The sequence below is a fragment of the Streptomyces albiflavescens genome, assembly GCF_014645835.1.
GTDB lineage: Bacteria > Actinomycetota > Actinomycetes > Streptomycetales > Streptomycetaceae > Streptomyces > Streptomyces albiflavescens.
Window position 1 is genome coordinate 170,769 of record NZ_BMMM01000013.1, and the last position, 13,468, is coordinate 184,236.

General features: G+C 68.9%; 15 protein-coding genes. 9 read left to right on the forward strand and 6 right to left on the reverse strand.

Features of this window, described 5'->3' with window-relative positions; translation table 11 throughout:
• Positions 1-15: 15 nt before the first annotated feature.
• The 4 genes from IEY95_RS31505 to IEY95_RS49395 all read left to right on the forward strand — a co-directional run bounded on the left by IEY95_RS31505 (position 16) and on the right by IEY95_RS49395 (position 2,366).
• Positions 16-480: an SRPBCC family protein gene (locus IEY95_RS31505; protein ID WP_189189567.1), complete on the forward strand. Its 465-nt coding sequence runs from the start codon at positions 16-18 to the stop codon at positions 478-480.
• Positions 477-815, forward strand: coding sequence for an ArsR/SmtB family transcription factor (locus IEY95_RS31510; protein WP_189189568.1), 339 nt, complete (start codon positions 477-479; stop codon positions 813-815). The genes IEY95_RS31505 and IEY95_RS31510 overlap by 4 nt, the downstream gene beginning before the upstream one ends.
• A gap of 89 nt (positions 816-904) precedes the next feature.
• The gene (locus IEY95_RS31515) at positions 905-1,345 is read left to right on the forward strand and encodes an SRPBCC family protein (protein WP_189189569.1); all 441 of its coding nucleotides are present in this window, start codon (positions 905-907) and stop codon (positions 1,343-1,345) included.
• A 316-nt stretch (positions 1,346-1,661) separates the two neighbouring features.
• A complete protein-coding gene (locus IEY95_RS49395; RefSeq protein WP_229703493.1) occupies positions 1,662-2,366 on the forward strand; it encodes a hypothetical protein in 705 nt (234 codons plus the stop codon).
• 126 nt (positions 2,367-2,492) lie between these two features.
• Here IEY95_RS49395 and IEY95_RS31525 read toward each other — a convergent pair whose 3' ends face one another.
• Positions 2,493-3,437: a DUF5996 family protein gene (locus IEY95_RS31525; protein ID WP_189189732.1), complete on the reverse strand. Its 945-nt coding sequence runs from the start codon at positions 3,435-3,437 to the stop codon at positions 2,493-2,495.
• 381 nt (positions 3,438-3,818) lie between these two features.
• Between IEY95_RS31525 and IEY95_RS31530 the strand changes: the two genes are divergently transcribed.
• On the forward strand, positions 3,819-4,283 hold the full coding sequence (locus tag IEY95_RS31530) for a VOC family protein (protein WP_189189570.1): 465 nt from the start codon (positions 3,819-3,821) through the stop codon (positions 4,281-4,283).
• Positions 4,284-4,309: 26 nt separating this feature from the next.
• On the opposite strand, the gene IEY95_RS31535 is transcribed toward IEY95_RS31530, so the two are convergent.
• The 3 genes from IEY95_RS31535 to IEY95_RS31545 are packed head-to-tail and all read right to left on the reverse strand — an operon-like array spanning position 4,310 to position 7,794.
• Entirely contained in the window at positions 4,310-5,215 is a 906-nt protein-coding gene (locus IEY95_RS31535; RefSeq protein WP_189189571.1) for a geranyl diphosphate 2-C-methyltransferase, read from the reverse strand.
• 54 nt (positions 5,216-5,269) lie between these two features.
• Positions 5,270-6,343, reverse strand: a complete 1,074-nt coding sequence (locus tag IEY95_RS31540) for a family 2 encapsulin nanocompartment cargo protein terpene cyclase (protein ID WP_189189572.1) — start codon at positions 6,341-6,343, stop codon at positions 5,270-5,272.
• The gene (locus IEY95_RS31545) at positions 6,340-7,794 is read right to left on the reverse strand and encodes a family 2B encapsulin nanocompartment shell protein (protein WP_189189573.1); all 1,455 of its coding nucleotides are present in this window, start codon (positions 7,792-7,794) and stop codon (positions 6,340-6,342) included. Before IEY95_RS31545 ends, IEY95_RS31540 begins: the two co-directional genes overlap by 4 nt.
• A gap of 719 nt (positions 7,795-8,513) precedes the next feature.
• Between IEY95_RS31545 and IEY95_RS50230 the strand changes: the two genes are divergently transcribed.
• Positions 8,514-8,636: a hypothetical protein gene (locus IEY95_RS50230; protein WP_268240527.1), complete on the forward strand. Its 123-nt coding sequence runs from the start codon at positions 8,514-8,516 to the stop codon at positions 8,634-8,636.
• Positions 8,637-8,650: 14 nt separating this feature from the next.
• Positions 8,651-9,826, forward strand: coding sequence for a cytochrome P450 (locus IEY95_RS31550; RefSeq protein WP_189189574.1), 1,176 nt, complete (start codon positions 8,651-8,653; stop codon positions 9,824-9,826).
• 108 nt (positions 9,827-9,934) lie between these two features.
• Here IEY95_RS31550 and IEY95_RS31555 read toward each other — a convergent pair whose 3' ends face one another.
• Entirely contained in the window at positions 9,935-10,813 is an 879-nt protein-coding gene (locus tag IEY95_RS31555; protein WP_189189575.1) for a DMT family transporter, read from the reverse strand.
• Positions 10,814-11,618: 805 nt separating this feature from the next.
• On the opposite strand from IEY95_RS31555, the gene IEY95_RS31560 reads away from it, so the two are divergent.
• The gene (locus tag IEY95_RS31560; RefSeq protein ID WP_189189576.1) at positions 11,619-12,065 is read left to right on the forward strand and encodes an SRPBCC family protein; all 447 of its coding nucleotides are present in this window, start codon (positions 11,619-11,621) and stop codon (positions 12,063-12,065) included.
• A gap of 229 nt (positions 12,066-12,294) precedes the next feature.
• On the opposite strand, the gene IEY95_RS31565 is transcribed toward IEY95_RS31560, so the two are convergent.
• Positions 12,295-12,861, reverse strand: a complete 567-nt coding sequence (locus IEY95_RS31565) for an antibiotic biosynthesis monooxygenase (protein WP_189189577.1) — start codon at positions 12,859-12,861, stop codon at positions 12,295-12,297.
• A 71-nt stretch (positions 12,862-12,932) separates the two neighbouring features.
• On the opposite strand from IEY95_RS31565, the gene IEY95_RS31570 reads away from it, so the two are divergent.
• Positions 12,933-13,460 (forward strand): (2Fe-2S)-binding protein, encoded by a 528-nt coding sequence (locus IEY95_RS31570; protein ID WP_189189578.1) that lies wholly within the window; start codon positions 12,933-12,935, stop codon positions 13,458-13,460.
• The last annotated feature ends 8 nt before the right edge of the window (positions 13,461-13,468 follow it).

Below are 13,468 nucleotides of genomic sequence, written 5' to 3' on the forward strand. Positions count from 1 at the left end.
GGATGGAGGGGCGGGATGGAGTACGGCAGCATCGAGCGGGAGATCCACGTCGAAGCCGCGCCCGAGGTGGTCTACGAGGTCATCAGCACGCCCGAGCACCTGCGGGAGTGGTGGCCGGACGAGGCGGAACTGCAGCCGGTGCCCGGCGGCACCGGAGTCATCTCGTTCGGCGACAAGTCGACGCGGGAAGCGAAGGTCGTACCCCTCACGGTGGTGGAGGCCGACCCGCCCCGGAGGTTCTCCTTCCGGTGGGTGTACGACGAGGGTGAGGCCGCGACGCCGGCCAACTCGCTCCTGGTGACCTTCGAGCTGGTCCCCTCGGGTGCGGGCACGCTGCTGCGGTTCACCGAGTCGGGGTTCCGGGAGAAGGGCTGGGAGGCGGCCGTGCTCGAGGAGCAGTACCGCGACCACGTCACCGGCTGGGACTACTTCCTGCCCCGCCTCGTCACGTATGTCGCTCGGCTGGTGTCGACGCGATGAACGTCACCGTCGACGACGAGCTCTGGTCGGCGGTGGGGGACCCCATCCGGCGGCGGATGCTCGACCTGCTGTTGACCGGTGGCGCCGGGACCGCGACCACGCTGAGTGAGCAGCTGCCGGTCACGCGGCAGGCGGTCGCCAAACACCTTGGCGTGCTCGACCGGGTCGGGCTCGTCCACGTCACGCCGTCCGGACGCGAGCGCCTCTACCAGGTGGACGAGGCCCAACTCGCCCGCGCGGTCGCGCAGCTGTCGTCGGTCGGAGCCACCTGGGACGCCCGGCTGCGTCGCATCAAGCAGATCGCCGAGGCAATCCAGCGCAGCCAGGAGGGCTGACCCCCTTACGGACGAACGTCGCCACATCCGAGGCGGCGCTGATGCACCGCGCCCGCATGCGGGCGCCTGCACGAGAAAGAGGTATCGAGATGGTGGACATCCTGCACAGGATCGGAGTCACGTCGTCCCCCGACGCTGTCTACGCGGCCTTGACCACGGTCGATGGGCTGGCGAACTGGTGGACGGAGGACACGGACGGTGACGGCAATGTCGGGGGAGTGCTCCGGCTCTGCTTCGAGCCCGGCGGGTTCGACATGAAGGTCCTGGAGGCTCAGCCGGCCGAGCGCGTGGTCTGGGAGGTCGTCGACGGCCCCGAGGAGTGGATCGGCACGCAGGTTCGCTTCGAGCTCAAGCAGGAGGACGGCTTCACGATCGTGTTGTTCCGGCACGAAGGCTGGAAGGAGCCCGTGGAGTTCATGTACCACTGCAGCACCAAGTGGGCGACCTTCCTGTTGAGCCTCAAGAAGCTGGTCGAAACGGGCAAGGGCGAGCCCGCGCCGCACGACGTCAAGATCAGCAACTGGCACTAGACGCCGATCCTCAGCGAGCAGGCGCTGGCCGAGTCGGTCGCCAACCCCGCGCTGAAGCCGTTGAAGTGTCACGCGCCTGAGGCTCGTTGACGGCTTACTGCGACGGTGCGGCGGTGCGGCGATGCGGCGGTGCGGCGGTGCGGCGGGTGCAGGCCAGTCGTACGTCTGGGTGAGCTGGTTGACCAGCGCTCCGCGCGAGGCGGAAGTGCCGTCATGGGCACCTGCTCCTGCCAGGAGTTTCCGGGTGAGTACGCGGGGTCTGGCTCTGAGTAGCGGTACTCATGCCCGGTCCGCTGCTCACGCCCACACTGCGAACATGAGCCGACTTTCCAGGGAAACCTTTCGAATCGGTCGCATACGGCGACCCTCCCATGTCCGGCGTGGCGCGGCGCTGGCGGCGTTGTGCGCGCTAGCCCTCGCCGCCTGCGGCACAGAACGAGCGGGCGACAGGAGCCCGAAGGCGGGACTCGACGACCGGGTCGAGGCCGGCTCGCCCGCACCCTCCCCGGCCGATTCCGAGGGCGCCGAGTTCCTCCCGTTCATGGAACTTCTCGTATCCCTCGCCGAGCCGTGTGTGAAGGACGTCCCGGCCCCGGAGCTGCCGGACGAGCCGGATCCGGCGGAGCCGCCCACCGAACCCGTGCCCGAGTTGTCCGTCCCCGACGAGCCGCCACCCACAAGTGAACCCCGGGACCCTGAGGCCGCCAAGAAGGAGGTGGAACTGAGCTCCGTGGAGAAGTGCGAGGCCGGTATCCACGCCCGTCGCATCACGAAGGCCCTCAAGGGCACGCCCGATCCGACGCCGCGGCAGGTCAGGGAGGTCCTGCGCGGCCTCGGCTACATCGACGAGCGGATCCACGGCCCGCAACGCTCCGATGAGAGCGTGGAGTTCACCCTCGACCTGCGGGTGATGGGCGGCCAGCTGTGTCTGTCCGGCAGCGCCAAAGGCACGCGGTCCGTGATCGAGCCGTACGGCGCTTCTCCTGAGGTCGGCTGCCTGGATGTGCAGCGTCACCGCTGAACAGAGGCAGACAGGCCGAGCCGTCCCTGACACGGCCGTCACCCTCTTCGAGCGGACCACGACGATCAGCCGGGTGTCAGCGTCAATGACCAACCGCCGTCAAGGAGCCCACCGGGCGAGTCGCCGTCATTGGAAGCCCTGCAAGCGATGGGGGTCGCACTCGAGCATGGCGCGGTCCCACCGTCCGCGTTCGGCTGCCGCCTCGTAGGTGGTCTGAAGGAACGCGATGAGCGTGGCATCCGGGTCACCGGCGGTGCGAACGACCTCGTACGGCAGGAGGAACTGGCCGTTTTCCCTGCTGTAGAAGGCATCAGCCGGAGTGACAGGGTATTCGGCGAAGCCATCGGGCTCCGGGTAGGCATAGGCGTAGAAGGCTCCTTCCTCGCCGCCGCCGGGCCAGAAGCCGCAACTGCTCAGCTCGCGGGAATAGCCTTCCACCATCACCCAGTCACCGCAGTTGGGTGCGCCGCCAGGATGCTGTGGGGCGGGGCGGCCGGAGAACCTCGTGCATGCCAGGTCCATGGCTCCCCAGAAGTAGTGCACCGGGCTTACCTTGCCGGTGAAGCGTGAGCGGAAAACGCTCATGACGCGATGGGCTTGCAGCAGTTGATGCCAGAAGAGGCGGGCCGCGGTGGCGTCGTAGGAGGCGTGGCGCTGATCCTCGGCGAACGGGATCGCCGGTTCCACTTCGTTCGGGTGGGCCTGGATCCGCGCCTCGATTCCCACCTCGTCCAGGGCGCGCATCGTCTCGACGTAGAACTGGGCCACTGGCTTGGGCTCCAGGGCCACTCTGCGGACGGCACCGTCGCTGGTACGGATGCACAGCTGGTGGTCGACGAAGTCGAACTCGATATCGAAGGTTCCGGACCCGTACGGGATGGCGGAAGTGGTCAGCCCGCGTGGACTGACGTACAGCGTGACCTGCCACCAGTGGTTTATCAGCGGTGCGTGCGCCAGGCGCACTTTGCCGACGATCTGGGTCCACATGTGCAGGGTGTCTCTTGTGTCGGCCCAGTCGGCCACCCGTAGCTGTGGCCAGGCTTCGTGCCTGTGCGTTGTCTGCTGTGTCACCGTTGTGCCTTCCGGATCGGCGTCATCGGTGTTCGGGACGGAGGCAGACTCGGCCGGTGGGAAGGGCCGATCGGCTGCACAAGCTCCCGGGGGCACACGCTCCTGGCCGCTGCCGGGGACGGATTCCCTTCTAAGCAGGCTCACCTCCACGCGCCGCATGGGCAACTCGAACGGCTGCACGGCCACCGGCGCAGTCGGGCACCGGCGAGACGCACTCCTGACCTGGGTAAACGGCGACCATGCGTGCCACGCCGGCCGCATATTCCATGATCAAGCTGCTTATTCCCGGACCAAGCGGGAACCCTGGCTGAGCCGGTCCGGGCACGAGAGGTGGGCCCGGCGCGCGGCCTGGCTCTGCACCCGCACGAGAGGGTTATGACGATGACGACTCCTGGTGATCTGCCCGCACCTGACCAAGGGCTTGTTCTCACCCACTTCCTGACCGTGCGCGACGTGGCGAGATCGAGTCGCTTCTACGCAGAGATCCTCGGCGGTGAGGTCGTGCTGAAGGAGAACCCGGCCATCGTGAAAGTGGCCAACAGCTGGATCATCATGAACCCAGGAGGCGGACCCACCCCGGACAAGCCCGGCGTGACCCTGGCACCGCCGGAGAGCAGCGACACCGTTTCCAGCTTCCTGAACGTCCGTGTCGCCGACATCGGCGCCTTCTACGCCGACGCCGTGGCCAAGGGCGCGGAGTTCCTCACGGAGCCTCTCGACCGGAAGGCCGAGCTGCGCTGCTACATGCGTGACCCCGACGGCTACCTCATCGAGGTCGGCCAGGCCACCGGCATGCGCCACGGCGTGTTCGCCGACCCACCCGCCGGATCGCAACCTGCGGTGTGACCCGCCGGCCCCGGCGTGCAGTGGAGTCAGACGCGGTCGGCTGCGATCAGCAAGTACTGGAAGCTGCCGTTCCCGTAGGCGGTCAGGAAGGTGTCCTCGATGCCTGTGACCAGGTGGTCGGCCTGCTTGCGCAACTCCCAGTAAGGGATGGTGTCGGCGGTCAGGTCCTGTACATGGACGGGGACGAGGCGGTTGCGGGCCAGGGCGCGGAAGTACTCCGACCGTGGGTGGATGTCGCAGATGTAGTGGGCGTTGATGAGGGACACCTCACGGGAGGCCCGTCCGTAGGTGTTGTTGTAGCAACCGGTGATCGTCACGTAGCGTCCGCCGCGGCGCAACAGCCGGGCGTGTTCGGCGAACAGCAGGTCCAGCTCCACGTACATGGTGGACTCGTTGTTCCAGGAAGCCGCGTACGAGCCGGAGGGAAAGCCGGTGTCGAGCATGTCGCGGTGGTGGTAGCGCACCTTGTCGTCGATGCCACGCCTGCGGGCCTGCTCGCCTGCGAAGTCGGCCTGTTTCCGGGAGATCGTGACGCCGTCGGCGTGGCAGCCGTACCGCAGATGGGCCACCACGCTGCCGCCGCCGCGTCCGCAGCCCGCGTCGAAGACGCGATCGGCGGGGGAGAGGGGGCCGAGGTGGCGGGCGAGCAGGTCGGCCTGGGCCTGCTCGAGGCGGTGCAGCTCGGCGGTGATCCGCTCCCGGCGCCGGGTGAGTCTGGAGTCGACATCGTCCGGGCCGGTGTCGTCGTCCTCGTCGAGCACGGACCAGTCGACGTCTCCGACGCCGTAGTGGTGGTGGTACAGGTCGTCGATCTTTCCGAGTTCGAGGTTGACCGGGTTCTCCTCGGCGTTCCAGTAGTCCGCGACGCGGTTCTGGTACGTGGACTGGGTCGGCACCGGTGCTGTCGTGGTGCCGCCGTCGATGATGGTCAATGGTGACTCCTCGTGGTGCGGTCGGCGATGGGCATGTCGATGGGCGCTCGGTGATCACCAGTAGTCGGGCAGGTGGTAGCGGTGGGTGTTGGTGGCATGCCACTCGTGGTTGCCGGCCACCCAGGCGGCCAGGCCTTCGGCGTAGCGCCCGACCAGCGGTGAGGTGGCGGACAGGGCCGCGGATTCCTCCTCGAACGCCTCCATGATCCGGTTGTGGATCTCGACGGCCTTCAGAAAGGCGGCTTTCAGCCCGCACCGCTCGTTCGCGGCGATGACCTGGGGCAGGTTGAGATGGTTCGGATCGGCGGCCAGTTCCTTGGCGAAGGAGTACAGGTCATTGACGAGGGTGGCGGCGTTGCCGGCGAGGGCGGTGATCCGCTGGATCTCGGGCTGTACGCAGACCGCCTCGGGCAGCTCGTAGCCGTCCACGGCGTCGACGATCGCCAGACAGGGACGGAAGTTGTTGAACTGGCGCATCACCAGGTACTCCCACACCCGCGGCATGTACCGGATGTCGGCCCAGCCGGCCTCGCCGAGATAGCCCAGATGCAGCCGGGCCAGGTCGTGCACGAGCCGGTCGGTCTGGCTGGGCGTGGCGAGGACGGCGTAGTCCCGTAGCGCGAAGTGGTACGAGCGCAGCGGCCCGTCGGCCCGCACGCCGTGTTGCCACTCGTTCTCCAGCTCGGGGGTGCCGTGGTACGGATCGAGCGCCGACTGGGCCATGAGCAGCCGGCCGCCCAGTCCGTGCGGTGATCCGCCCCTGTCCTCGTCCATCTCGCAGTAGCAGTTGTCGACGAGGTGCTCGGCGACCAGCAACTTGCCGGCGGAGGTAAGGCGTTCGAGGTCGGCGGCGCCCGGATGCGCGAGCACGACGGCTCGCCCGAACTGGGACCTCGAGAAGTCCTCAGTCCACGCGGGCGGGAACAGATCGAGGCGACGGGCCCAGGACTCCAGCCTGCGGTCGACCTCGGCGGCCTTCGCGGGGTCGGCGGGGACGGCGGGCCGGTGCCGCAGCCCGGGTATGGAACCGCCTCGCCGGGCCCGCGCCCTACGGGCCAGGCTCGGCGGGCCGGGCAGCCGCGATCCATAGGACGTCACGGACGAATCGGATGTCGACGGTGCGTTCATTCCGGGATCCACCCGACCTGTACGTTCTCCAGGATCCCCGCGGCGTCGGGCACGAGGATGGCCATCGAGTAGTAGGCGGTGACCAGGTAGTTCATGATCGCTGTGGTGTCGATGCCCATGAACCGTACGTTCAGACCAGGCTCGTACTCCTCGGGGATACCGGTCTGGTGGAGGCCTACCGCTCCTTGGTCCTTCTCTCCGGTGCGCAGCGCGATGATGCTGCTGGTGTGCTGCGGACTGATCGGGATCTTGCCGCAGGGAAAGACCGGAACGCCACGCCAGGCGGGCACTTCGTGCCCCTCGACGTTCACGGTGCCGGGCACGAGGCCGCGCCGGTTGCACTGCCGGAAGAAGGCCGCGATCACCTTCGGATGAGCCAGGAACAGCTGGGTCTTGCGGCGCATCGACAGCAGTTCGTCGAGGTCGTCCGGTGTGGGGGGACCGGAGAAGGTGCTGATGCGCTGGCTGTAGTCCACGTTGTGCAGCAGCCCGAACTCGCGGTTGTTGACCAGCTCCCACTCCTGGCGTTCGCGGATCTCCTGGATGGTCAGGCGGAGTTGCTGTTCGGTCTGGTCCATCGGGTTGTTGTAGAGGTCGGCGACCCGAGTGTGGACCCGCAGCACGGTCTGGGTGAGAGAGAGCTCGTACTCGCGCGGCACCAGGTCGTAGTCGACGAAGCCGCCGGAGAGGGTTGCCTCGCCCACGTGCCCGGCCTGCACGGGGACGTCGGCCTCGCCCTTGCGGTTCATGGGCTTGTTCTGCTGCTCCGCGAAGGCGTCCAGCTGGGCCGCGAGGGACGGGGTGCGCTCGACGAACTGCATCAGGGTGTCCCAGTTGAGCGCCAGCACCACTCCTGGCGTCTCGGCCCGTACCGAGCTGAACCACAGCGGGTCGGCCTGGCCGATGGCCTCGTCTCCCATTCCGTCGCCGTCGGTGATGACTCCGATGACCTCTTGCTCGCCGTACTTGCCGGTGGTGTAGCGGGTGAACCGGCCATGGACGACGAGATAGGCCTCCGTGACGGGCTGCCCGGCGTCGAAGAGGACCTGGCCGGCGCGTACCTCCCGTACCCGGAACCGCTGGGATATCTCCCTCAGGGCAGCGGTGTCGGAGTAGCCGCGCAGGGCCGGCAGCTCGGTGAGCGTCTCGGGGATGACCTTGATGTCGTCGGCGCCGTTCTGCTCGAACTGCACCCGGCCGCGGCCGACGCGCAGTTGAAGGCGGCGGTTGACCCGGTAGGTGCCGCCCTTGACGTCCACCCACGGGAGCATTTTGAGCAGCCATCGGGAGGTGATGGCCTGCATCTGCGGTTCGGACTTGGTGGTCGTGGCGAGCTGACGCGCCGCCTGCGTGCTGAGACTGGTGAAGTGTTGTCCGTCGGCGGTGGGTCCTGCGACGGGTCCGGCAGCGGGTTCTGCGGAGCTGTCGGAGGAGCCTTCCGGTGCTGACACATTCCCTCCCGATACGTGAGCGGACGTTGGCGGGCACGAGCGAACAGGGGCGGACACGGCCGGAGCGGTCGCGACGAGCGAGTCCGTCGTCCGTGAGTGAGCGCGCCGGCTTCCTCCAGTGGACGTCGACGACGTGGAACGCGGAGGGGGCGCGCCTACGACTTGGCCGCAGACGAGACGTGCTGCGTTCTGTTGCCGCAGGCGAGCCGACTGCGGCGCGTTCAAGGGCTGTCAGGGGGTTACGGCGCTCCGAGCAGACGGGAACCCCGGGATTGCCGAGGCGATGCGCGGGCGGCCGAGGGGGGTGGGTTCACGGAGGCGGTGGCGGTCGAGGACGGGTTACGGGGAGATGGACGCCATGACAGCAACCTAGTGACGGTGCGTGCGGCTGAGCTGCGCGCGCTGTCAGTAGAACCAAACAGCCTCGGATGGCGGTCGGGAACCGCGTGAAAGGGGCGTGTTCGTGACTCGGAGGTGCAGATCCACCGAGCGAGGCAGACCATGAGCGGGGAGGTGCGCCCACGCCGGTCGACTGCCTCTGCCACCGGAGCAGAGGGCGTAGGGAGCTTCCGAGAAGGACGGGCGCGGCCGCACGTCCCGGTTGCCCTTCGGTCCGGCCGGCATTGTCGCGTACGTACGGCGGTCCCCGCGGTGCCTTCGGGTGACGTCCTGCTGACCGGCTTCGCCGGTGGACGTCGCCCGCCGCGTCGACCACGCCGATGCCCACGTCGAGCGGCGTCTTGACGGCGGGGCGGGTGCAGCAGATGGGCAGGGTGGGTAGGGGCAAGGTCATCTCCGCGGTGGAGGCCGAGGACCGGCTGACCGCCAACGTTTCGATCTGAGGATGGGGGCTGGGATGACGCACCGCGTCACCGCCTTTCCGCTGGGCGCGGCGACGACGCTCGCCGAGCTGAGCCGTGACCCGCATCCGCGGCTGGCGCTACTGCGCGCCCGAGAGCCGGTCTCTTGGCTGCCCGAGCTGGGCGGCTGGCTGGTCACCCGGCGCGACCTGGCGGTGCAGGTGATGCGGGACGCGGAGACCTTCACCGTGGACGACCCCCGCTTTTCCACCGCGCAGGTGGTCGGCCCGAGCATGCTGTCGCTCGACGGCGCCGAACATGCCCGGCACCGGGCGCCGTTCACCGACCCCTTCCGGCCCCGAGAGGTGCTGGGCCGGTTCACGGCGTTCACGGCGAAGGAGGCGGACCGACTGATCGACGCCCTGGTCCCGCAGGGGGCGGCGGAATTGCGAAGGGGCTTCGCGGGGCCGCTCGCCGTCGCCGTCATGGCGGAGGCGCTCGGTCTCGCCGGAACCGCCACCGGCACCGTACAGAGCTGGTACGACGCCATCGTGGACGCCGTCACCCGGATCACGGCGGGGCAGGCGCCCGGCCCGGACGGGGCCGCCGCGTACGAACAGCTGAAGACGGCGGTGGAGCACACCGTCGGCGGCCCGGACAGCACGTCGCTGCTGGCATCGGCGGCCGGGGCGCTGAGCCTGTCCGAGGTGACGTCCAACGCGGCGGTACTGCTGTTCGGGGGCCTGGAGACGACGGAGGCGATGATCGCCAACCTCCTTGTCCAGCTGCTCAACGACTCCGAGCAGCTGGCCGCGGTCCGCGGCGGCGGTCCGGATCCGCTCGACGGCGCCATCGAGGAGTCCCTGCGCCTGGAGCCCGGCGCGATGGTGGTGGACCGATACGCCACCCGGGACACCACCCTCGACTCGGTGACCGTGACCGCCGGGGACCTGGTCAGCGTGTCGCTGGCCGGCGCCAACCGTGACCCGGCGGTCTTCATGGATCCGGACAGGTTCGACATACGGCGGGGCAACGCGCGCCTGCAGCTGGCCTTCGCCCACGGTCCGCACTACTGCGTGGGCGCGCATCTGGCACGCCTGGAGACACGCGTTGCCCTTCGGCGGCTGTTGGAGCGCCTGCCGGGGCTTCGGCTCGACCCGGGCCGCCCGAGGCCAGAGACAAGGGGGCTGGTGTTTCGCAAGCCGCAGGCCGTTCACGTTGTCTGGGGCTGACGCCCGCGGTTCCTCGCAGGAATCACGCTGAACGCCGACCCATCGCAGAAGAGACGGGATCGGCTGTTTCCGGCCTGACGGCCGGGTCTGAGGCCAAGACTCTGGTGATCAGCGGGGGGCGTCCGGCGCCACCAGCGTGTGGATCAGCGGGACGCGGACGAGAATCAGCGCGCCGCACACGACGAGAAGCGCGCCCAGCAGCATGGGCAGTGCGAACCAACCGCCCCGCAACTCCTCCTCGAAGAGGGTGACACCCAGACTGAGGCTCACCGTCGCGTCCCCCAAAGTCAGCGCCGGCTGAGAGGCCACCAGGGGCCCCGACTGCAACGCATTCTCCAGCAGGAAGACGGCGGCAACCCCGACGAGCGCGAAGCCGTACGTCTGCCAGGCGGTGAAGAAGGCGGCCGCGCCGTCGGTGTTCCACGCCTGCGTGGCGTCCTTCAGCAGCGCCGCGGTCAGCGCGTAGCAGATGGCCGCCCCCAGACCGAAACAGGCGGCGCGCAGCCGTCCCTCCGGGCGCCGCACGGCGACCGCGAGCAGAAGCAGCACGGCCGCTACGCAACTGGCCAGCGCCATCACCCACACCTCCGTACGCGGCCGGTCCACCCCGGCACTGGGGGAGGCCGCCCACAGCCCCATGCCCAGCCCCGCCACCACGCTGCCCACCGCGGCCCAGCCGCGCGGTGGCAGCCGCCGGCGCAGCACCATGCCGCCGATGAACAGCGCGAAGGGCAGTTCCAGGACGAACAGCGGCTGGACGAGGGAGAGCTCGCCGTTGAGCAGGGCCAGGGCCTGGAAGGCGGCCGCCACGATCACCGCCCCGAAGCCTGCGAGCCACACCGGCTTGCGCAGCAGCTCCCCGATGAGGGCCGGCCGCAGCCCCACGGACAGGGGCACCGTCCGGGCCGCGTACCGCTGCAGAACCGTGGCCAGGGCGTTGCTGCCCGCCGCCATCAGGGCGAACAGCACGGCAAGGGTGGTCTGCACCAGGAATCTCCTCCCTCTCGTGCCGCACGGTACTTGATCGACTCGCCACCGTTCCGGAGACGTGGCGAGTGCGTCTGCCGCCCTCGAAGACCGACCGTCTGCCGCTAGGCCCTGTCGTCAAATTCCCGTCTGCCCCGCGACGCCATGCACGCACTCTCGCCGCACCGGGCACAGACCCAAGTACATCCAGTACGAGGGCCTGTGCCCGGCACGCCGAGAGCACGCACCTGACGCCGCAGGGCCCGCCCTCCGGGCGGACGACGGGAATTTGACGACAGGACCTAGGCCCGCCCGGGGACGGCGACCGCACTGGGATCGAACGCACACAACCACCTGAGGAGCCCATCGCTCCTGGTGAGGGGGGATGGATGCCGCGTGGCGGATGCCGGCGGCCCAGTGCAGGGCGAGCACGGCTGAGCACGCTGAACGAGCACGTTGAGCAAGGGCTCTTCGGGTGTCTCGGCTTGACCCGCCCCCGCGAGGGCGGCGGGCCACCAAGGCGGGGCCGTCACGCCGGGTAGACGAAGTGCTGGGCGGCGCAGGGGTGTTGGTGTCGAACAGCGCGCACGCGGGCGCTTCTGGTGGTGTCAGCTGCGCCCGATGCTCCGCTTCTGCGCGGTCCGTGTCCGGGCTGCCGCGCTTCCCGCGGACCGTGCACCAGGCACGGCATGCGTGAGGCGGGTTCGCCTCTCGGCCTTCTCCAGCGCGAGGACGCGCTGCTGGGGCCGGGCCCGTAGGCTGAGGGCGCTTGGCACACGCGCGTGCACTCAGTCGGAGCTCCAGCGATCGCAGCACAGGAGGAACCGTGGCCGGTCAGTTCGAGGCGACAGCCGAGATCAACCGCCCTGTCGAGGAGGTGTTCGCCTTCCTCGCCGACGGCACGAACGACCCCAAGTTCAGCCCCAGGGTGCAGGAGATCACAAAAACGCCGGAGGGTCCCACGGCGGTGGGCACGGTCTTCACGAGCACGGTCAAGGACGCCGGCATGAAAACGGGCCGGAAGTTCCGGATCACCGAGTTCGATGCGCCCCACCGGATCCGCTGGACGGAAATCTCGAAGAACATCGTGACGGCGGACGAGGGTGGCTACGACCTGGAGTCCACCGGTCCGGGCACGACCCGCGTGAGGATCTTCAACGTCCTCGAAGGCCATGGCATCGGCAAGCTCCTCGTAGGCTTCGCGCTGGGTGCGGCACGTAAGGATGCGGACGCGTTCGGGCAGCGGATCAAGGCGGCTGTGGAGGCGTCCTGAGGGGGCTGGACCTCACTCGGTAATCCGCTGACCGGGCATACGCCTGGAGCACGACAGCGGTCGGCTCCGCCTGCGGCCTTCGCCATGGCGGACCAGGCTTCGCAGCAGACCGCTGAGCTGCTCGAAGACTCTGTCCTCTGGTCGGCAGGCGAAATATCGGGGGCCGCGTCCGGTGAGCGACCGGCGGTGCCAGCACGGCAAAGTCAGCTCCGGACTTGCCCGACCGCGGCTATGCCTGGGGATAGAGCCACCGCCGCAGCACCCTGCTGAGCCGGGGCATGACCGCGTAGGTGAGGAGAGGCGCGAGGAAGATCGGGAAGACCAGCGTCCGCCAGGGCAGTGGCCAGCTGTGGAAGTGCTCGGCGACCAGCCCGTCGTACAGCAGGGCGAACGGATAGACCGCGAGGACCGTCATCAGCGACATCTTCCACCGGGCCGGAGGCCTCCCCGGCAGGCCGGGGACGTTGAACCAGGTCTCCAGGCCGGTGGTGGTCAGTTTGGGCCGCACCGACCGGCCGAAGGGCCTGACGCGCTCCTGCCAGGCGGCTCTCTGCGGCGAGGCCATCCAGCGGTCCAGGGCCGCGGTGTCCGCGAAACGGACCACCGCGTGGTAACGCCCATGCCCAGCCTCCCCTTCGGGTCGCAGCCAGGTGACGCCCCGATGGCCGGCGAAGGCCGCTGCCTCCGTCTCGATCCCGTGGGCCCACCGCTCGAACTCCGCTTCCTTGCCGGGCTTCGCCTCCCAGGTGAAGACCACGGTCACCGCCTCACTGGCGTCCAGCGCGCTCTCGCTCATGCCGAAATCCTACGGTTGCAGGGCATATGTGCCTGTATGACGATTGAGGGGTCTCTCTCTGGAGGTGGCCCATGTCTGCACAGAGTCCGGCTCCCCTCACCGAGCGTGGGCAAGTCCTCGAAGAGCGAGGGCCGGGCCCGGTCGCGGTCACCTTGTCAGTCAACGGCGTGGAACGCTCCCTGGAGATCGAGCCGCGCGTCAGCCTGCTCGACGCGCTGCGCGAGCACCTGGACCTGACCGGTGCGAAGAAGGGCTGCGACCAGGGCACGTGCGGTGCCTGCACCGTGTGGGTGGACGGCCATCGTGTGCTGTCCTGCCTCACGCTCGCCATGACCTGCGAGGGGCGCGAGGTGACCACCATCGAGGGACTGGCGGAGGGCGACGAACTGCACGCCGTACAACAGGCGTTCATCGCTGAGGACGCCTTCCAGTGCGGCTACTGCACTCCTGGTCAGATCATGTCGGCCGCCGCGCTGCTGAAGGAGGGCCATGCCGGCGACGACGCCGAGATCAAGGAGTGGATGAGCGGCAACATCTGCCGCTGCGCCGCCTACCCCCACATCCGGGCCGCGATTCGCGCAGTCCGCGACGGAGCCTAGGGAGCCTT